This window comes from Photobacterium sp. Hal280 (assembly GCF_037162255.1).
Taxonomy (GTDB): domain Bacteria; phylum Pseudomonadota; class Gammaproteobacteria; order Enterobacterales; family Vibrionaceae; genus Photobacterium.
Genome location: NZ_JARLUO010000002.1, coordinates 27,380 through 46,133, shown reverse-complemented (window position 1 = coordinate 46,133; position 18,754 = coordinate 27,380). Strand labels below are relative to the sequence as shown.

16 protein-coding genes are annotated in these 18,754 nt (G+C 55.0%); 9 read left to right on the top strand and 7 right to left on the bottom strand.

Annotated elements, in window-relative coordinates; all coding sequences use genetic code 11:
- Positions 1-421: 421 nt before the first annotated feature.
- On the bottom strand, positions 422-1,096 hold the full coding sequence (gene yihA, locus P4S53_RS07095; RefSeq protein ID WP_337112114.1) for a ribosome biogenesis GTP-binding protein YihA/YsxC: 675 nt from the start codon (positions 1,094-1,096) through the stop codon (positions 422-424).
- Positions 1,097-1,254: 158 nt separating this feature from the next.
- Between yihA and P4S53_RS07090 the strand changes: the two genes are divergently transcribed.
- From P4S53_RS07090 to hemN, 5 genes are all read left to right on the top strand, one after another.
- Complete coding sequence (locus P4S53_RS07090) at positions 1,255-1,872, top strand: c-type cytochrome (protein ID WP_027251506.1); 618 nt, start codon at positions 1,255-1,257, stop codon at positions 1,870-1,872.
- A gap of 166 nt (positions 1,873-2,038) precedes the next feature.
- Positions 2,039-2,683, top strand: coding sequence for a class I SAM-dependent methyltransferase (locus P4S53_RS07085; protein WP_337112113.1), 645 nt, complete (start codon positions 2,039-2,041; stop codon positions 2,681-2,683).
- Positions 2,680-3,216 (top strand): Der GTPase-activating protein YihI, encoded by a 537-nt coding sequence (gene yihI / locus P4S53_RS07080; RefSeq protein ID WP_337112112.1) that lies wholly within the window; start codon positions 2,680-2,682, stop codon positions 3,214-3,216. Before P4S53_RS07085 ends, yihI begins: the two co-directional genes overlap by 4 nt.
- Before the next feature lie 3 nt (positions 3,217-3,219).
- Positions 3,220-3,729 (top strand): DUF2489 domain-containing protein, encoded by a 510-nt coding sequence (locus P4S53_RS07075; RefSeq protein WP_337112111.1) that lies wholly within the window; start codon positions 3,220-3,222, stop codon positions 3,727-3,729.
- A gap of 139 nt (positions 3,730-3,868) precedes the next feature.
- Positions 3,869-5,242: an oxygen-independent coproporphyrinogen III oxidase gene (gene hemN / locus P4S53_RS07070; protein ID WP_337112160.1), complete on the top strand. Its 1,374-nt coding sequence runs from the start codon at positions 3,869-3,871 to the stop codon at positions 5,240-5,242.
- Between the two features lie 86 nt (positions 5,243-5,328).
- Here the strand turns inward: hemN and add are convergent, their stop codons facing one another.
- The 4 genes from add to glnA form a co-directional block, all read right to left on the bottom strand.
- Positions 5,329-6,330 (bottom strand): adenosine deaminase, encoded by a 1,002-nt coding sequence (gene add / locus P4S53_RS07065; protein ID WP_337112110.1) that lies wholly within the window; start codon positions 6,328-6,330, stop codon positions 5,329-5,331.
- 163 nt (positions 6,331-6,493) lie between these two features.
- Positions 6,494-7,909, bottom strand: a complete 1,416-nt coding sequence (gene glnG / locus P4S53_RS07060; RefSeq protein WP_161446827.1) for a nitrogen regulation protein NR(I) — start codon at positions 7,907-7,909, stop codon at positions 6,494-6,496.
- A 54-nt stretch (positions 7,910-7,963) separates the two neighbouring features.
- Entirely contained in the window at positions 7,964-9,028 is a 1,065-nt protein-coding gene (gene glnL, locus P4S53_RS07055; protein ID WP_337112109.1) for a nitrogen regulation protein NR(II), read from the bottom strand.
- A 427-nt stretch (positions 9,029-9,455) separates the two neighbouring features.
- Positions 9,456-10,865 carry a glutamate--ammonia ligase gene (gene glnA, locus P4S53_RS07050; RefSeq protein ID WP_027251514.1) on the bottom strand — a complete coding sequence of 470 codons (1,410 nt, stop codon included), beginning with the start codon at positions 10,863-10,865 and terminating at the stop codon, positions 9,456-9,458.
- 556 nt (positions 10,866-11,421) lie between these two features.
- Here glnA and typA point away from each other — a divergent pair.
- A complete protein-coding gene (typA, locus tag P4S53_RS07045) occupies positions 11,422-13,251 on the top strand; it encodes a translational GTPase TypA (protein WP_337112108.1) in 1,830 nt (609 codons plus the stop codon).
- A 100-nt stretch (positions 13,252-13,351) separates the two neighbouring features.
- Here typA and P4S53_RS07040 read toward each other — a convergent pair whose 3' ends face one another.
- Positions 13,352-13,993, bottom strand: a complete 642-nt coding sequence (locus tag P4S53_RS07040) for a DUF2959 domain-containing protein (protein ID WP_337112107.1) — start codon at positions 13,991-13,993, stop codon at positions 13,352-13,354.
- 190 nt (positions 13,994-14,183) lie between these two features.
- Between P4S53_RS07040 and P4S53_RS07035 the strand changes: the two genes are divergently transcribed.
- From P4S53_RS07035 to P4S53_RS07025, 3 genes are all read left to right on the top strand, one after another.
- Positions 14,184-15,185 (top strand): virulence factor BrkB family protein, encoded by a 1,002-nt coding sequence (locus tag P4S53_RS07035; RefSeq protein ID WP_337112106.1) that lies wholly within the window; start codon positions 14,184-14,186, stop codon positions 15,183-15,185.
- Positions 15,182-15,619, top strand: coding sequence for a D-aminoacyl-tRNA deacylase (gene dtd, locus P4S53_RS07030; RefSeq protein ID WP_337112105.1), 438 nt, complete (start codon positions 15,182-15,184; stop codon positions 15,617-15,619). The genes P4S53_RS07035 and dtd overlap by 4 nt, the downstream gene beginning before the upstream one ends.
- A 124-nt stretch (positions 15,620-15,743) precedes the next feature.
- Complete coding sequence (locus P4S53_RS07025; protein WP_120510060.1) at positions 15,744-16,664, top strand: bifunctional GNAT family N-acetyltransferase/hotdog fold thioesterase; 921 nt, start codon at positions 15,744-15,746, stop codon at positions 16,662-16,664.
- On the opposite strand, the gene P4S53_RS07020 is transcribed toward P4S53_RS07025, so the two are convergent.
- Positions 16,619-18,721: an AsmA family protein gene (locus tag P4S53_RS07020; RefSeq protein ID WP_337112104.1), complete on the bottom strand. Its 2,103-nt coding sequence runs from the start codon at positions 18,719-18,721 to the stop codon at positions 16,619-16,621. The genes P4S53_RS07025 and P4S53_RS07020 overlap by 46 nt on opposite strands.
- Between the last annotated feature and the right edge of the window lie 33 nt (positions 18,722-18,754).

Below are 18,754 nucleotides of genomic sequence, written 5' to 3'. Positions count from 1 at the left end.
CCATGATCCGGCCACCCGTCTTTTGGGTGGCTTTTTTTTTGTCATTTTGCCATGTTTCTGTAATAAAGTTCCAAAATGAAGAGGCGAGATTCACCCAAACTGACTTAATTTGCAGAATGAAACAATTGAGCGGGCTTTTGGGCTGAGTCGGGCAAAAGTGAATGTTATACCGGAGGGGAGCTATGGAAAATCAGGAATCAGAGGGGAAAAAATGTCCAGATTTCGTATAAAAAACTTGCGTTGGCTGGTTAAATCATTAATCCTTTCTGAACAAATATAAAAACCTCCTATTTCTCTCCCGTTGCCCCATCGTTCCGGTGGGGACATTTTTATCTGGCGTTCGTCAACGGTCTGATTGGCACGAAAGTGAGAAAAACGGCGGGTTGATGCCTGATCGGGCGATCAGGCATACTGACTGAGCTTATTCTGCGTCCGGCGCCATACCGTCCTGTTCAGGATTCTCTGCTTCCAGCAACGCCTGCTGACGGGCCAGTTCCGGGGCAAACCAGATATCGAGTTTGCGGCGGACTTGATCAACCCCGATGCCTTTGAGGGCAGAAAAATTCTCGACTTCCACATCGCCACCAAAGGCCAGCGCGGCTTCGCGAATTTTCAGCAGCTGGGCTTTACGGGCACCGCTTTTGAGTTTGTCGGCTTTGGTCAGCAGCACCAGTACCGGCAGTTGGCTTTCCACCGCCCAGTAAATCATTTGCTGGTCGAGATCTTTCATCGGGTGGCGGATATCCATGAGTACCACCAGTCCCTGCAGACATTCGCGTTTTTGCAGGTATTCACCCAGTGCGGCCTGCCACTTCTTCTTCATCTCAAGCGGTACCTGAGCATAGCCGTAGCCTGGCAGGTCAATCAGGTTACAGCCGGTTCTGACTTCAAACATGTTGATCAACTGGGTGCGACCTGGGGTTTTTGAGGTCCGTGCCAGACTTTTCTGATCAGTCAGACGATTTAAAGCACTTGATTTACCGGCATTCGATCGGCCAGCAAATGCAATCTCAACGCCTTTATCCAAAGGAAGGTGGCGGATGTCCGGAGCACTGGTAATAAAATGGGTTTGTCTGTAGTTGAGAGGGGAATTCACTGTTAACTCCGTCAAGTCTTCTGGTCGTCGACTAATTACTTTTATGCGAAAGTGTGTAAAATGTACCACTAACCCTGCTTGGTTAGTGGTGCATTGTATACCATGTTGCTAAGCAATACTTGTGGTACTGGAAGCTCAATAATTATAAACGGAATGTCATGAAGAAATTAGCATTGATATTTACACTTCTTGCCAGTTGCACAAGCTGGGCCCAGGGAGATGTTGAAGCTGGAAAAGCAAAAGCAGCGACATGTGCAGCATGCCATGGCGCTGATGGAAAAGGTATCACAGGACAATACCCCAACCTTGCGGGTCAGCACCCACGTTATCTGGAGAAGCAGCTGAAGGAATTCAAGCTGGCGATGACGACTGGTGGTGAACAAGGGCGTAATGATCCTGTGATGGGCGGCATGGCGATGCCATTGTCTGAACAAGACATGGCGGATCTGGCGGCTTACTTCAGTTCCCTGCCTGCGATTGAAGGCACCACAACCGAGAGTTCGATCGAAATCGGTCAGCAGCTCTACCGTGTGGGTGATGCCGACCGTGGCATTGCGGCCTGTACGGCGTGTCACGGTCCGCGGGGTAATGGCACCAGCCTGTCTGGTTTCCCGGATATTTCCGGGCAGCCTGCGGAATACATCAAGAAACAGTTGACCATGTTCCGCGAAGGCCAGCGTAGCAACGACATGAACGCGATGATGCGTTCAGTCGCAGCGAAACTGAGTGATAAGGAAATCGACGCCTTGTCACAGTACGTTGGTGGTCTTCACTGATCATACACTCAGTATCGCAAGCTTCGCAGTGTAATAAAGGCAGCTCAGGCTGCCTTTTTTACTGGCTGGGATTCACCGCGCTGTCCGTTTCTCAATCGTCGCAGGTCTGCTATCATACGCGGCTTGATTTTGACCGCGCCGGAAAGCCTGGCTCAAGGAGATGCTGATGACGGTTTGTACCTTATGCGACAGCGCAGCCATTCAGGTTTATCATCAAGACAATCGGCGGGCCTATTTTCAATGTCGGGCCTGCAGTCTGGTGTTTGCGGATCCGGCCTCGCATTTGACACCTGAGCAGGAAAAAGCGGTCTACGATCAGCATGAAAACCATGTTGAAGATGAAGGGTATCGTCGTTTCCTCAGCCGGCTGGCCGCACCGCTGAGCGCGCGTTTGCCGCCAGGGCCGCTGGATGGCCTGGATTTCGGCTGCGGCCCTGGACCTGCTCTGGCAAGCATGTTTCGTGAGCAGGGACATCAGGTCGCTGTGTATGATCCGTATTTTGCCCCGGATACAGGTGCACTGGCCTCTCAGTATGACTTTGTCACCTGTACCGAGGCGATTGAACATTTTTATACCCCGGCCCGTGAATGGCAGTTGCTGCTGTCATTGGTCAAGCCGGGCGGCTGGCTGGGATTGATGACGAAGCTGGCAACCGATGCCGAGGCGTTCAGCCGCTGGCATTACAAGAATGATCCCACCCACGTCAGCTTTTTCAGCCAAGAGACGTTCCGTTTTCTGGCACAACGAGATGGTCTGGCGGTGGAATTTATTGGAAACGATGTAATTATGCTGAGGAAAAATCAGTCATGACCCGTAAGAAAAGAGGCCGTAAACCTGGCTCTGAAGGCCCGGCGCAGTTTGTAGAAAAGAGTGTCAGCCAGCAAGATCTGGATGGCCGTGCCCGTCAGAAAGCCCGTAAGCGTAAAGGCTTGAAAGCAGGCAGCCGTCATTCAGATGCGGATGCTCAGAATGCGCACCGTCAGGGACAGGCGAAAGATCCTCGCCACGGCAGCAAAAAGCCGGTGCCACTGATTGTCGAGCCGAAGCCAACCAAGCAGGCGCGTCGCATGAGTGCCGAGCAGGAACTGGCCATGCTGGAGAATGATCCGCAGCTGATGGCGTTGTTGGACCGTCTCGATGCCGGTGAAAAACTGGGTGCCGGCCTGCAGAAGCAGGTTGACCAGAAACTGGATCGTATTGAGCAGTTAATGAAACAGCTGGGTCTGTACGACGACGATCAGGATGATGCTGAGGATCAAATCGCCGCCGGGGATGCCCGCAGCGAAGAAGATCTGCTCGATGACTTTGAAAATACCCGTTGGGACGATTTCGATAAGGAGTAAGCCTTGCAGGATCTGAAACTCTGGTTGTTTGTGGCAGGAAGCCTGATTGTTGTGGCCCTGGCGGCCTATGCCGGCTATCTGCTCTATCAGCTGTACATACAGAAGCAACGCCATAAGGCATTTATCGCCCGCGCGGAGCTGCAACAGAGCGAGGCGATTGCGCAGCGCAATCGCAATATTCTGGAAAGTGTCTACATCATTGCCGAAGCCGGACGGCAGGAGCAGTGTGACATGTCGGAAATTGCGATTCGTCTGTACAAGCTGATGACAGTGTTGCAGGCCGAGCGCAGCGTCAACTTTTCCGCTCAGTATCCGGCTTTGTTCGAGCTGTATAAAGTGGTTGAAGAGATGCCGCGTGGCGATGAACGCAAAGCCCTGGCCAAGCAGGAGCGGATGAAGGACGATCTGCGGCGCATGAAAGCCGAATCACGGCTGTTTGATGCGATACAGTCGGAACTGACTCAGATCCTGGCGCAAAAAGGCCTGACTCAGAGCCTGCGAGTGAAACGATAAACCCAGTGGCTTGCCACTGGGTTTTTTGTTGGTGGCAGCAAAAATCGGATCGGTTTTTGTTATCGATCAATCATCGGGCGGCGGCCTCATGCTAGCTTGGCGGATTGACTTGGTAGAGCGCCAGCGAGGTAACGCCGCGATGACAGAGCAAGCCATGATTTGGGATCAGGCACTGATCGAAAAATATAATTATTCAGGCCCCCGTTATACCTCCTATCCGACGGCACTGGAATTTCAGCCCGATTTTACCGCGGTGGATTTTACCGCCGCCTGTCAGCGCTATCCCGATCGCCGTTTATCGCTCTATATCCACATTCCGTTCTGCCACACCCTCTGTTATTACTGTGGCTGTAATAAGGTCATAACCCGGCATGCACACAAGGCCGACATCTATCTGGCGGCCCTGGACATTGAAATTCGTCAGCGTGCGGCACTGATGCGTGGCCGGGCTGTCAGTCAGCTGCATCTGGGCGGCGGGACGCCCACCTTTCTGACCAAGTCGCAAATCACCCGGCTGATGACCCAGCTGCGCGCCTCCTTCACTTTGTTACCGGATGCGGAAATCAGTATCGAAGTTGACCCGCGCCGGATGGCGCTGGATGTGCTGGATCATCTGCGCGAAGAAGGCTTTAACCGCCTGAGTATCGGCGTGCAGGATTTCGATAAAGAAGTTCAGCAACTGGTCAACCGCGAACAGGACAGCGATTTTATTGAAGCTTTGGTCCATCGTGCCCGGGAATTGGGTTTCCGCTCGACCAATCTGGATCTGATCTACGGCTTACCGAAGCAGAACAATGCCCGTTTCGTCAACACGCTGGAGCAGGTGCTGGCGATGAAACCGGGGCGCTTGTCTGTGTTTAACTATGCCCACATGCCGTCATTGTTTGCTGCCCAGCGAAAAATTAAAGATGCCGATTTACCGACTCCGTCTGAAAAGCTGGCAATGCTGCACAGCACGATTGAGACCCTGACCGGGGCCGGCTATCAGTTTATCGGCATGGACCATTTTGCCCTGCCGGAAGACGAACTGGCGGTTGCCCAGCGCCAAGGCAAGTTGCACCGCAATTTTCAGGGGTATACCACCCAGGGCGATTGCGATCTGCTGGGGCTCGGGGTGTCCGCCATTTCGATGATCGGCGACAGTTATGCTCAGAACCAGAAAGATCTCAAGGCTTACTATGCCGACATTGAATCGCAGCAGCATGCGTTGTGGAAAGGGGTGAACCTGACCGCGGATGATCTGCTGCGACGGGAAGTGATTAAAACTCTGATTTGCCAGTTTGAGTTGTCGATAACGGAAATTGAGCAGCGGTATGGCATCGGGTTTACCGACTATTTTTCCGAAGACCTGTCATTGCTGCAGACCTTTATTGATGACGATCTGGTGCGTGTCACCGATGAGCGGATTGAGGTGGCAGCCAAAGGCCGATTGCTGATCCGCAATATCTGCATGTGCTTTGATGTCTATCTGCGTCAGCGTGCCCGTCAGCAGCAATTCTCGCGGGTGATCTGACCTTGGCGCGGATCGCGCTCAGCAAAGAAAAACGCCCCGCTGGCGATCACCAGCGGGGCGTTTTTGTTGCGCGGACGATAGCGGAATTAACGCTGGGCCGCCATCTCACGCAGGACGTTCTTCTCGCTGTCAGACAGGAAAGCCAGCTCCAGGCCATTGATTTGTGCCTGTCGGATTTGCGCCGGAGTCAGACCCGCCTGCGGGGCAGCGATCTCGTATTCGTAAGGCAGCTCAATGCCTTCCACCGCCGGGTCATCGGTATTCAGGCAGGCCAGAATGCCGTGATCGAGAAACTGCTTGATCGGGTGACCGGCCAGGCTGGCCACTGTGCTGGTCTGGATATTTGAGGTCAGGCAGGATTCAATCCCGATCTTGTGCTCAGCCAGATAATCCATCAGACGTGCGTCTTCCACCGCTTTGACGCCGTGGCCGATACGCACCGCGCCCAGCTCCTGAATCGCTTGCCACATGCTTTCCGGGCCTGCGGCTTCACCGGCATGCACTGTGACCTGCAGACCGGCATCGCGAACCTGCTTGAAGTGGCCGACAAACTGGTCGCCAGGCTGGCCCAGTTCATCGCCGGCCAGATCAACGGCAACAAGGTGGTCTTTCTGGCTCAGCAGGGCGTCCAGTTCCTGCTGGCAGGCCTGGGTGCCGAAAGTCCGGCTCATGATACCGATCAGGTTGGCTTTGATGCCGAAGTCACGGCAACCGGCACGCACACCGTCCACAACGGCTTCGACCACCCCGGCAACGGGTAACTGGTGCTTCATTGCCATGTAATAGGGTGAAAAGCGCAGCTCAGCATAGTCAATCTGGGCGTTCAGGGCGTCTTCGACATTCTCGTAGGCGACACGGCGGCAGGCCTCCAGATCACCCAGTACTGCGACGCCCCAGTCCAGCTTGGACAGGAAAGCGACCAGACTGGGCTCAGCCTCAACGATCTGAACGTGCGGACGCAGCGACTCCAGGTCGTTGGCAGGCAATGCCATGCCAAACTGCTGGCCCAGCTCAAGAATGGTCTGAATACGGATGTTGCCGTCCAGGTGACGGTGCAAATCGGTCAGTGGCAGGTGTTTGCTAATCATGATCATGGTATCCCGGAAAAACTGTAGCCTCAGTATAAGCAAAGATATCAAGACAATCATTACACTCAGGGCGAGGATCCGGCCCGATCATCAAGATCGGGCTGATGTTTACTTCCGCTGTTGAAAAAAACACCAATCCTGCAGGCCCGCAGTGGGCAGAAGATCAGTCACTGGCCATGTTCAGCTCTTTGAGTTTGCGGGTCAGGGTATTGCGTCCCCAGCCGAGCAGCTTGGCGGCTTCCTGCTTGTGGCCATGGGTAAATTCCAGAGCGGTATCGAGCAGAATGCGTTCAAATTCCGGCATGGCTTCGCCCAGCAGATTCTGGTTGCCCTGCTGCAATGCCTGGCGGGCCCAGTGCTGCAGCGATTGTTGCCAGTGCGGTTCGCTGCCGTCGCCTTTCGGCTGGCTGTCGACTGCGGTCAGTTCCGGCGGCAGATCCGACGGCAGGATTTCGTTACCGCTGGCCATCACGGTCAGCCAGCGACAGGTATTTTCCAGCTGGCGGACATTACCCGGCCAGGCCAGGCTGGTGAGCAGGGTTTCTGTGTCCGGGTGCAGAGACTTAATCTCCACCCCCAGTTCATCGGAGGCCCGCTTTAAGAAGTGACGGGTCAGCTGGGGAATATCCTGCCGGCGATCTTTCAGGGCAGGCAGATGGACCCGGATGACATTCAGGCGGTGGAACAGGTCTTCCCGGAAATCCCCTTTGGCTACCAGGCGTTCCAGATTCTGATGGGTCGCCGCGATGATGCGGACATCGACATTGATGGGAGAATGGCCGCCAACGCGGTAGAACTGACCGTCAGCCAAGACCCGCAGCAGGCGGGTCTGGATATCCAGTGGCATGTCGCCGATTTCATCCAGAAACAGGGTGCCGCCATTGGCCTGTTCAAAACGTCCCTGGCGGATGTTGTTGGCGCCGGTAAACGCGCCTTTTTCATGGCCAAACAGTTCAGATTCAATCAGATCTTTGGGAATGGCCGCCATGTTGAGCGCGATAAATTCGCTCTCCCGTCTCGGGCTGTGGCGGTGCAGCGCCTGGGCCACCAGCTCTTTACCTGTGCCGGATTCGCCATTGATCAGCACAGAAATCGACGAACGGGACAGACGGCCGATGGCGCGAAACACTTCCTGCATCGCCGGTGCTTCGCCGATGATCTCCGGGGCCTGCTTGGTGATTTCTTCCGGCTGCTGCTGGCGCTTTTGCTCCTGGCTGTGAGTGACCGCCCGCTCCACCAGGCTCACGGCCTCGTCAATATCAAAGGGTTTGGGCAGGTATTCAAACGCCCCTTCCTGATAGGCGTTCACGGCCGCATCCAGATCCGAGTGTGCCGTCATGATAATCACCGGCAGGGTGGGGTAATCATGATGCAGGTTGCGCAGCAGTGTCAGGCCATCCGTGCCCGGCATCCGGATATCAGACACCAGCACATCCGGTACGCTGCGCTCCAGTGCTTCTACGACGCTGTCGGCATCGGCGAAGGTTTCGCAGCGCAGTCCGGCTGCATTCAGGGTGCGCTCCAGTACCCAGCGTATGGAGCTGTCATCGTCGACAACCCAGATTAGTCCTTTGCTCATCGCATGCCCTCCGTTGTGTCCTTTGTGTGCATGCCGGGCGTGCCGGCTGCTTTGTTATTCTGTGGTTTGAATCGGTAGATAAATGGAAAATGTTGTCTGTCCCGGCCAGCTCGACACTTCAATTTTGCCGTGGTGCTGGTCGATTAAATTCTGGGCGATGGACAGGCCGAGCCCGTTACCGCCTTCGCGGCCCGTGACCATGGGATAAAACAGGGTGTCCTGGATATCGGCCGGAATGCCGGGCCCGTTGTCTATGATGTCAATCTTGGCCGCGATTCTGTGTCGCTGACCGTGAATCAGTGCCTGGTGCGCGGTGCGTGTCTGCAGGGTGATTAACCCTTCCACCGGCTGCTGGCTCAGCGCCAGGGCGGCATTACTTACAATATTCAGAATGGCTTGCTCCAGCTGTTCCGGATCCATGCTGAAATCCGGCAGGCTGGGGTCATAATCCCGCTGGATGCGCAGCTGTTGCTCTCGGTGATCCAGCGACACCAGCTGGCGCACTTTCTCCAGTACCACATGGATATTGCCGACCGTTCTGATCCCGGGTTTTTGAGGCCCTAACAGGCGGTCGACCAGATTTCGCAGCCGGTCGGCCTGTTCAATGATCATCTGGGTGTACTCGGTATAGCTGGGATCGGGCAGGGCTTTTTCCAGCAATTGCGCGGCCCCGCGCAATCCCCCCAGCGGGTTTTTGATCTCATGGGCCAGCCCGCGGACCAGCTCTTTGGCGGCTTGCTGCTGAGCGTGCTGGCTGATTTCCTGGCTGATACGTCTTTGCTGGTCAATCGGTTTGAGCTCCAGCAGGATCAGCACCTCTTTCTGCCAGCTGACCGGGCTGGCATTGATTTCCAGAGTGTGGTGGCGGCCATCAATCACCAGAGTCACTTCGCCGTCGGTCAGGCCCTGTCCACTTTGTACGGTCGACTGAATCAGGCCCAGATCGAGCGAGCTGTGCTGGAGCAGCTCCGGAAAGCGGCAGCCCAGCAATCGCCGCTGGCTGCAGGACATCAATTGCTCTGCGGCCGGATTGACATAGCGAATTTTCAGCTGCTCATCGAGCAGTATCACTGCAGTGACCAGGTTGTTCAGGATCAATGGCGTAAAAGCGGCAGTCACAGTCTCATCCTTGTGGTTATAGCCAGTGTGCCCGCTTGCGGAGCAAACACCTCTGGTGCATTGCACTATTTTGGTGCATTACAGTGTAGCCCGTCTTTTATCACTTGTGCAGTACAAAGTAAGAGAGTCCAGCCTTTTTAGGCGATGGGTGACAGCAACCGCTTTGAGACTGACTCCTGGCAACGTATACAGACGGTGAACTCTGAAGAACAATGCAATAACCTTGCCGTCTTTTCTGGTCCGTTAACCTCAGTGAGTCAGGAAGGAGTACCGGCAGCGGGAAACGGGATGAGCCGTTTTGGTGAAAGGGATTGCGCCAACCTGGGGCTGTCAGCCGGGGGCTGAGAACCTTTGCCCTGCCTTGGTGAGCCCGATAAAGAAAAGGCCTGCATGCGCAGGCCTTGAACCGTAAATCTCTGGGGCAGACTTATACTGAGTAGTACAGGTCGAATTCCAGTGGGTGAGTTGCCATGTTGATGCGCTCAACATCTTTCGATTTCAGGGCGATGTAAGAATCGATGAAATCGTCAGAGAATACACCACCAGCGGTCAAGAACTCACGGTCCTCATCCAGTGCTTTCAGTGCGATCTCCAGTGACTCGGCCACTTTTGGAATCTCTGCCGCTTCTTCTGCTGGCAGATCATACAGGTCTTTGTCCATCGCTTCGCCCGGGTGGATCTTGTTCTTGATACCGTCAAGACCAGCCATCAGCAAGCAGGCAAATGCCAGGTACGGGTTCGCTGCCGGATCCGGGAAGCGCGCTTCGATACGGCGTGCTTTCGGGCTTGGTACCACTGGGATACGGATAGACGCAGAGCGGTTACGCGCTGAGTACGCCAGCATCACAGGGGCTTCGAATCCAGGAACCAGACGCTTGTACGAGTTGGTTGACGGGTTCGCGAACGCATTGATCGCGCGAGCGTGCTTGATGATACCGCCAATGTAGTACAGTGCCATTTCAGACAGGCCGCCGTATTTGTCGCCTGCAAACAGGTTCTGACCGTCTTTAGCCAGAGACTGGTGCACGTGCATACCGCTGCCGTTATCGCCAACCAGTGGCTTCGGCATGAAAGTCGCTGTTTTGCCGAAAGCATGTGCAACGTTATGAACGACATACTTGTAGATCTGGATTTCATCCGCTTTAGAGGTCAGGGTGTTGAAACGGGTCGCGATTTCGTTCTGACCTGCAGTCGCCACTTCGTGGTGGTGCGCTTCAACAACCAGACCCATTTCTTCCATGATCAGACACATGGCAGAACGGATATCTTGTGATGAGTCAACCGGTGCAACCGGGAAGTAGCCGCCTTTCACGCCCGGACGGTGACCTTTGTTACCGCCTTCGACGGTAGAACCTGTGTTCCAGGCCGCTTCGATGTCGTCAATCTTGAAGAAAGAACCGGACATATCGGTGGCGAACTTCACGTCGTCGAACAGGAAGAATTCAGGCTCAGGACCAACCAGCACTGTGTCTGCGATGCCGGTGCTGCGCATGTATTCTTCTGCGCGCTTAGCAATCGAGCGCGGGTCACGGTCATAGCCTTGCATGGTGGCAGGCTCAAGGATGTCACAGCGAATGTTCAGCGTGGCATCTTCGGTAAATGGGTCCAGCACAGCGGTCGATGCATCTGGCATCATCACCATGTCGGATTCGTTGATTCCTTTCCAGCCAGCGACCGAAGAACCATCAAACATCTTACCGTCTTCGAAGAAGTCTGCGTCAATCTGGTGAGCGGGGATAGAGATGTGTTGCTCTTTACCTTTGGTATCGGTAAAGCGTAGGTCAACAAATTTAACTTCGTTTTCCTGGATCAACGCGAGTACGTTTTCTACTGACATCTTAAGTAACCTCCGGTGTTAGATTTGGGCAACTGGCCGCAAAAAATTTTGGAAAGGAACAAGCATGTGTTCCGATACCAAGAATATTGCGAAATCCATGCCAACTTTTTAAATCCCCAAAATTGCCATATTTACGCCCTGTTATGGCGCTCTGTGCAAAAAATCATGGGCTTCGTTGCACTGATATGGTGAATTTACGCACCATAATGGTGCATTTGGGGTTTATCTCCCTCTTTGTCACTCCGTTTCACCCGAATGCAAAGACATCGGCTATATTTAGCCCACGCTGATCAATTGTCAATCGTCTGCGCGGCGGATTGCGTTCACTTGAGTGCACCAAAAAAAGCCCGTTGCGAAGCTTTGTTTTTAATTGACTGTTTTTCTTGGTTTTTTACGCTTTATTCTTGTGCTTGCTGTCAGTTTCGTTCCGACGTGATGATATAAATCACATATTTGCTGGGTTTTGACGTAAAATCTGGTAGATTATGAGCCGTTTTTTTAATCAGTGGCTGCCTGTTTTTCAGGGGGCCGCAACATCTGAGTGAATGCCAAATCCATGTCTAATCCACAGATCGATAAATTACGTAATATCGCAATCATTGCGCACGTAGACCACGGTAAAACCACCCTGGTTGATAAACTGCTGCAGCAATCAGGTACCTTGGACTCCCGTGGCGGCGTTGAAGAACGCGTGATGGACTCCAACGATATCGAAAAAGAGCGTGGCATTACCATCCTGGCGAAAAACACCGCCATCAACTGGAATGATTACCGCATCAATATCGTGGACACCCCGGGACACGCCGACTTCGGTGGTGAAGTAGAGCGTATTATGTCGATGGTGGATTCTGTACTGCTGATCGTTGACGCGGTAGACGGCCCGATGCCGCAAACCCGTTTCGTAACGCAAAAAGCGTTCGCTCACGGCCTGAAGCCGATTGTTGTGATCAACAAAATCGACCGTCCGGGCGCGCGTCCTGACTGGGTGATGGATCAGGTGTTCGACCTGTTTGACAATCTGGGTGCGTCTGACGATCAGCTGGACTTCCAGGTGGTTTACGCTTCAGCACTGAATGGCTGGGCGACGCGTGAAGAAGGCGAGACTGGCGAGAACATGGAGCCGCTGTTCCAGGCGATCGTGGACAATGTCGCGCCACCAGCGGTCGACATTGACGGCCCGCTGCAGATGCAAATCTCTCAGCTGGACTACAGCTCATATGTTGGTGTGATCGGTGTTGCCCGTGTGACCCGCGGTTCGGTGAAACCAAACCAGCAAGTGACCATTATTGGTGCAGACGGCAAAACCCGCAACGGTAAAGTCGGTACTGTCATGGGCTACCTGGGTCTGGAGCGTCACGACATCGAGCGTGCCACTGCCGGCGACATCATCGCGATCACCGGTCTGGGTGAGCTGAAAATCTCTGACACCATCTGTGATCAGAACGCGGTTGAAGCACTGCCAGCCCTGAGCGTGGATGAGCCGACCGTCACCATGACCTTCCAGGTGAACACCTCACCGTTTGCCGGTAAAGAAGGTAAGTTCGTAACTTCCCGTAACATTCTGGAGCGTCTGCAGAAAGAGCTGGTTCACAACGTCGCACTGCGCGTTGAAGAAACGGAAGACCCGGACAAATTCCGCGTGTCAGGCCGTGGTGAACTTCACCTGTCGATTCTGATCGAAAACATGCGCCGTGAAGGTTTCGAGCTGGCGGTATCGCGTCCTGAAGTGATCATCAAAGAAGAAAACGGCCAGCTGATGGAACCGTTTGAAACTGTGACCATCGATGTGATGGAAGAGCACCAGGGCGGTATCATGGAGAAAATCGGCCTGCGTAAAGGTGAGCTGAAAGACATGGCACCAGACGGTAAAGGCCGTGTGCGTATGGACTTCGTGATGCCTTCTCGTGGCCTGATCGGTTTCCAGACTGAGTTCATGACCCTGACTTCAGGTTCTGGTCTGATTTACCACACGTTTGACCATTACGGCCCGCACAAAGGTGGTGAGATCGGCCAGCGCGTTAACGGTGTGCTGATTGCAAACGCCGCGGGTAAAGCGCTGACCAACGCCCTGTTCAACCTGCAGGAGCGTGGTCGTCTGTTTATTGGTCACGGTGTCGAAGTATATGAAGGCATGGTGATCGGTATTCACAGCCGTGACAACGACCTGACGGTCAACGCCCTGAAAGGCAAGCAGCTGACCAACGTCCGTGCATCAGGCACCGATGATGCGCAGGTGCTGACCACGCCAATTAAATACACCCTGGAGCAGGCGCTGGAATTCATCGATGACGATGAGCTGGTGGAAGTGACCCCGGAAAGCATCCGTATTCGTAAGAAACTGCTGACCGAAACGGATCGTAAGCGTGCGAGCCGTGGTTCGAAGTAAGGTTTAAATCGTGCGCCAGCCTTGCTGGCGCCGATGAATCAAAAAATCCCCCGTTCCGGTTCAGCCGGCGGGGGATTTTTTGATTCAGGCCGACACCAGATTAACCGCGGTTCAGCTGGGCGACAAAGCGCTCAGACTCACTGATAGCGGCGCGCATATCGCTGATCGCCCGCTGGATATCGCGTTCAAGCGAGCGAAACTCGCCTTGCAGCGAGCCGATGGCCGCAGCATTGAGGTTGTGCTTCAGGTACAGGCTGTTATCCCGCAACGTATCCAGCACTGGTGCCATTTTGCCTTCCGCCCTGTGCATGGCAGCAATCATCTTGCCGTAAGAGGCGCGGGTGGCTTTGAGTTTGGCTTCGCTGTCGCGACGCAGTGCAGCGCTGGAATACAGGCTCAGTTCTTCCTGCCATTCCTCGAACAAGGCTTGTGAGACATTTTCAATTGCCGCGATGCGGTCGCTGACCTTCTCGGCGGCATCGGCACTGGCTTCATACTGCGCATTCACCCGGTTATAGGTTTCTTCCAGCGTACCGCCTTCAAAGCGGGTCAGTGACTGTAAAGCGGCCAGCGCTGAGGTAAACTGTTCCTGGGCGTCTTTCTGCGCCTCAGTGGCGTCTTCAACACGGTCGACCATGATATCGCGTTTATGAACACCGACTGATTCCATGGCAGAATAGTAGGCGCTCTGGCAACCTGACAGCAGTGTCAGGCTCAGTATCAGGGCAAAAGCATATGGCATAAAAGCTCCTGGCTGGCGACCGGGCTGGTTGTTATTCCCATCCGGACGCACTATGTTGTTGAGATACCCCAATATCCATGACACGGCTGTTCAGAACCAGAATGCAGCATATTTGAAAGGGCTGAGGTTAACTCTGTCGCGAGTAGAGTCGTTTCATCGTTAAATGGTAAACAACAAAGATTAATTCAATATGGCTGATATGAAAATAACGTCCAGGCCGGGTTTGCGCCAGGCGGTCACAGAACTTTGGCAATTTGTGCAGTATTTGTACCGCCGCATCGATCATGATCGCCTGACGGTGACGGCCGGCTCTATGGCCTATGTGACGCTGCTGTCGCTGGTGCCCATGATCACTGTGGTGCTGTCAGCACTGTCGAGCTTTCCTGTCTTTGCCTCTTTGGGGGATCAGTTGCAGGCTTTCGTGTTTGAGAATTTTGTGCCGACCGCCGGGGATGTGGTGCAAAACTACCTCAATCAGTTTGTGGCTAACGCCGGCAAAATGACGGCTGTGGGGATCGGGGCCCTGTTTGTGGTTGCCATTCTGCTGATATCCGCCATTGATAAGTCATTGAATTATATTTTCCGGGTTCGCCAGCACCGCCGTGTGGTGATCTCCTTTTCGATTTACTGGATGGTGCTGACCTTAGGCCCGATTCTGGTCGGCTCCAGCCTGGCGATTAGCTCTTACCTGGCTTCGCTGAATATCCTGGGCAGCGAAACCGTGAACGGTTTTGTCCAGCAACTGTTGCGCGGCCTGCCTGTTCTGATGTCGACCCTGGCCTTTCTGGGCCTGTATATGCTGGTGCCTAACACCAAAGTCCGGTTGCGTAATGCGCTGATCGGTGCTCTGATCGCCAGTGCGCTGTTTGAGCTGAGCAAGAAAGTTTTTGCACTTTATATCACCAATTTCCCGTCTTACCAGCTGATATACGGTGCACTGGCGGTGGTGCCGATTTTATTTGTGTGGGTGTACCTGTGCTGGTGTATTGTGTTGCTGGGCGCTGAAATCACCGCCAGCTTGTGTGAAGAGCAGCATTGGCGCCAGCGGGCAAAAACACCGCATGGCTCCGCTGAAGGTGAAAAACAGCCTCTGGCCTCGGTGGACACCGAGCATCCGGGAGTGCAGGCCACCCGTGGTGAGCAAACCGCAGAACAACAAAATACCGTGAAGACGTACAAGGATACAAAATGATTGCGCTGATACAACGCGTGAGTGAAGCCAGTGTCACCGTCGATGGCAAAGTGACCGGCGCCATTGGCAAAGGGTTACTGGTTTTACTCGGGGTAGAAAAAGGTGACGATGAAGCCAAAGCCCGCCGGCTGCGCGATAAAGTGCTGGGCTACCGGGTGTTTGAGGATGAGGCCGGTAAAATGAATCTCAATGTCCAGCAGGCCGGAGGCAGTGTGCTGGTGGTCTCGCAGTTCACGCTGGCCGCCGATACCAATAGTGGTATGCGGCCCAGTTTTTCGACCGGGGCCCACCCGACAGATGCCGAGCGCTTGTACGACTATTTTGTGGCAGCCTGCCAGGAAAGCGCGACCCGTACCGAAACGGGTATCTTTGCCGCTGATATGAAAGTGGCACTTCTTAATGATGGTCCTGTCACTTTCTGGCTGCAGTGCTAGCCTTCATGCTATAGCGTGAACAGGATGGTTATCTGAATAACCGCGGCTGTTTGCGCAGCAAAGCAGACCAGCAGGCGGAGCGTGTGAGCGCGCAAATGGAATTGAATGACTGGAGAAGGACGTTATGTTTCGATTGATCACCCCGCAAACTGAGGCGGAACTGGCCCGCTATTTTGACTTTCGCTGGCGAATGTTGCGCCAGCCCTGGCATATGCCGGCAGGATCAGAACGCGATGCCTATGACGCCCTGAGTTGCCACCGGATGATCGTCGATGATGACGGCCAGCCGGTGGCGATTGGCCGGTTGTATATGACGCCGGAAAATGACGGTCAGATCCGCTATATGGCGGTTGATCCCAATTACCGCAATAAAGGCATGGGCGGCTTGCTGCTGATGGCGCTGGAATCGCTGGCCCGGCAGGAAGGGGCCAAGCGGCTGGTCTGTAATGCCCGCGAGGAAGCCATCCGCTTTTATCAGATCAACGGCTTTGCCAATCAGGGGGAATTGAGCGAGGAACGCGGCCCGGTTCGTCATCAGCAGATGCTGAAATACCTGGATCCGTTAACCGAAGTGGTGCGCCATCCGGACTGGTGCCAGGAGCTGCAGGATGTCTGGCAGTCTCATATTCCGATCAGTGAAAAAATGGGCGTCAAAATCAGCCAGTACACAGGTTACCGGTTTGAAGTCAGTGCGGTACTGAACGCCAACCTCAACCCGAGGGCGACTATGTTTGCCGGCAGTATTTTTACCATGGCGACGCTGGCCGGCTGGGGATTTCTCTGGATGTTGCTGAAAGAGCGTCAGCTAGAAGCCGATATCATGCTGGTTGACAGTCATATTCGTTATTCTGCGCCAGTCAAATCGCGCCCTCGCGCCGTCGCGGGCGTGGAAACCCTCACCGGCGATCTGGACCGGATCGCCAATGGCCGTAAAGGGCGTATGGTGGTGGAAGTGCAGGTGTTCAGTGATGAATCCCATGCGGCGACCTTCACCGGAACCTATATGCTGTTTCGCTCGCAAGACAAGACTGACATGTCCTGCTGATGGTTGTGCCAGCGCTTGCTGAGCTGCTGGCAGCCATCGCTGGCCTTGAGCTCAATGTCACGCCCTGCCGGGGTCGCCAGATCCCATTCTCCCTCCAGCTCCGCCTTTAACTGCTGGCCCTGCAGGGTCAGCGGCTGCAGGGTAATGCGCCCGCGATCCGCCCGCAGCTTGAGCGGACTCAGTGTGACCGGCAACTGGGCTGGGGGCTGACCTGTGCTGAGCGGAGTAACGGCCAGTGTTGCACCACTCTGCCAGCTCTGCAGCAGCGCGGCTTCGCTTTGGGTCAGGGACTGCTGGCGGAAGGCCGCATTGAGGTGGCCATCCAAACTGTAAGCCAGCCCGCGGTGAAACTGCCCCAGACCACTTGCCTGGGCGCTGAGATCCATCTTTCCCTGCAACGGGAGCGGCAGTCCTAACCAGTGACTCAGCATCTGCGACGGCAGGCTGTCGCCGGTCAGAGACAGTGTCCAGGGCCAGCCCGCTTCGCTGAGCCGGATGTCGGCGCTGCCTTCTAACAGACCGGCTTCAATCGGCAGGTTTAACCGCGTGATTTGCCAGTGTCCGGCCTGGCTGTTCATGGTCAGCAGCGGATCGTGAATGGTGATTTGACGGATATGGGTGAAGCCGGCGCCGGCATTGAGTTCACCCTGCCACAGTCCGGGTTGTCCCTGACGCAGCAATACCAGTCCGGTACCGTCCAGATTGATATCGCTGATCTGAAAAGGCAGCGGCGCATAGGTGCCGGTCAGCTGACTGTAGCCGACAGAAAGCTGATCCACGGTCAGCGATTCCAGCTGGCGCCACCACTGATCGACTTGCGCCTGCCAAGGTGTCTGCGGGGCGCTGTCGTGCATCAGCCAGGCCTGGATCGCTTCGGGCAGTACCCAGCGAATACCCTTGAGTTCCAGCTGATGCAGCAACATGGCTTCAGGCGTCAGGGTGGCTTCAGCGCGCAGGTAGCCTTCAAGCATCCGGGCCGAAAAACCGTTCAGGCTGATCTGCTCCGGGGTGAAGTGCAGCTCAGTCAGGGGAGAGTCCAGCAGCAGGTCATGCCAGCGCAGCGTATCGGCCCCCAGCGACAGACGGGCATCCTGCTGTTGCCACAGCGTGCCGGGCCAGTGCCAGTTTTCCAGCGCCAGATTGGCATGGTTGGCACTGTATGCTTCGTGTTCCAGGCTGCTGTCGAGGATATCCAAACGGCGCAGATCAAGGCGTAGTCCTGAATCGCGTGCCTGTGCGCTCAAATCCAATAAGGTTTGGAGCGGGAAATCTTGGTCGATCTTCAGGCCATTGGCGGTGAGCTGGTGGATGATTAGCTTGTGCTCGTCAGTCTGATATTCGGCCTGGCCGTGGAAGCGGGCACCTTGCCAGCTCAATGACAAACCATACACAGTCCAGGTTCTGGCATCGCGTTCCCCGTCAATAAGCACCTGCTGCAGTGTCTGATTGTGCCAGCTGGCCTGCTCGGCCGACAGGCGGAAGTCACCGTTGAAGTCTCCCCAGCCTTGCGCGCGGTTTTGCCAGTTGTCGAGTTCGAGGCGGGCGTTGTTGAGCTGCAGTCCGGGCACAGACAGTGTCAGTTTGGTCACAGCCAGACGGCGGGCCTTGAGCCGCCCGTTTTCCAGCCCGATGGCCGGTAGCCGGTCGAGATGAACGCCTTGGATCAACAAGCTGTCAAAATGCCAGCCCCGCTGATAGAAAGAAGCCGGTGACAGCCAGAGATCAAGCTGCTCAGCGGCCAGGGCGGGCGCATTGTGTTGATGCCAGCGGGGCTGGAGCAGACGGACATGAAGCGGATCGCTGTGCAGTGAATACTGTACCCCGGCCACCTGGGCCCCTTCATAGCCGGCTCCCTTCAAAAAGGTGTTCACCAGCGCGGCGCTGTGGCGGGTATGCAGCAGGATGACAACGATGGTGGCTGCCATCAGCAGCAGAATCATCAGGGTAGCCAGTATTTTAGCGAAGAAACGCATGCCGAACTCCATATCAGCCGCCCAACCAGGTTTAGGCCGCTGCCGGGCAATCGGGCGGTGATGAAAGTCTTGAGAAAAAGGCATGGTCAGGCCGGTGTAAAAAGAGTGAAGGAAATA

Excerpts from the sequence above, each read along its gene's own strand:
- P4S53_RS07090 (WP_027251506.1), top strand. The coding sequence starts at position 1,255 with ATGAAGAAATTAGCATTGATATTTACACTTCTTGCCAGTTGCACAAGC.
- P4S53_RS07085 (WP_337112113.1), top strand. The coding sequence starts at position 2,039 with ATGACGGTTTGTACCTTATGCGACAGCGCAGCCATTCAGGTTTATCAT.
- yihI (WP_337112112.1), top strand. The coding sequence starts at position 2,680 with ATGACCCGTAAGAAAAGAGGCCGTAAACCTGGCTCTGAAGGCCCGGCG.
- hemN (WP_337112160.1), top strand. The coding sequence starts at position 3,869 with ATGACAGAGCAAGCCATGATTTGGGATCAGGCACTGATCGAAAAATAT.
- add (WP_337112110.1), bottom strand. The coding sequence starts at position 6,330 with ATGATTAGCAAACACCTGCCACTGACCGATTTGCACCGTCACCTGGAC.
- glnG (WP_161446827.1), bottom strand. The coding sequence starts at position 7,909 with ATGAGCAAAGGACTAATCTGGGTTGTCGACGATGACAGCTCCATACGC.
- glnA (WP_027251514.1), bottom strand. The coding sequence starts at position 10,865 with ATGTCAGTAGAAAACGTACTCGCGTTGATCCAGGAAAACGAAGTTAAA.
- typA (WP_337112108.1), top strand. The coding sequence starts at position 11,422 with ATGTCTAATCCACAGATCGATAAATTACGTAATATCGCAATCATTGCG.
- P4S53_RS07040 (WP_337112107.1), bottom strand. The coding sequence starts at position 13,993 with ATGCCATATGCTTTTGCCCTGATACTGAGCCTGACACTGCTGTCAGGT.
- P4S53_RS07035 (WP_337112106.1), top strand. The coding sequence starts at position 14,184 with ATGGCTGATATGAAAATAACGTCCAGGCCGGGTTTGCGCCAGGCGGTC.
- dtd (WP_337112105.1), top strand. The coding sequence starts at position 15,182 with ATGATTGCGCTGATACAACGCGTGAGTGAAGCCAGTGTCACCGTCGAT.
- P4S53_RS07025 (WP_120510060.1), top strand. The coding sequence starts at position 15,744 with ATGTTTCGATTGATCACCCCGCAAACTGAGGCGGAACTGGCCCGCTAT.
- P4S53_RS07020 (WP_337112104.1), bottom strand. The coding sequence starts at position 18,721 with ATGCCTTTTTCTCAAGACTTTCATCACCGCCCGATTGCCCGGCAGCGG.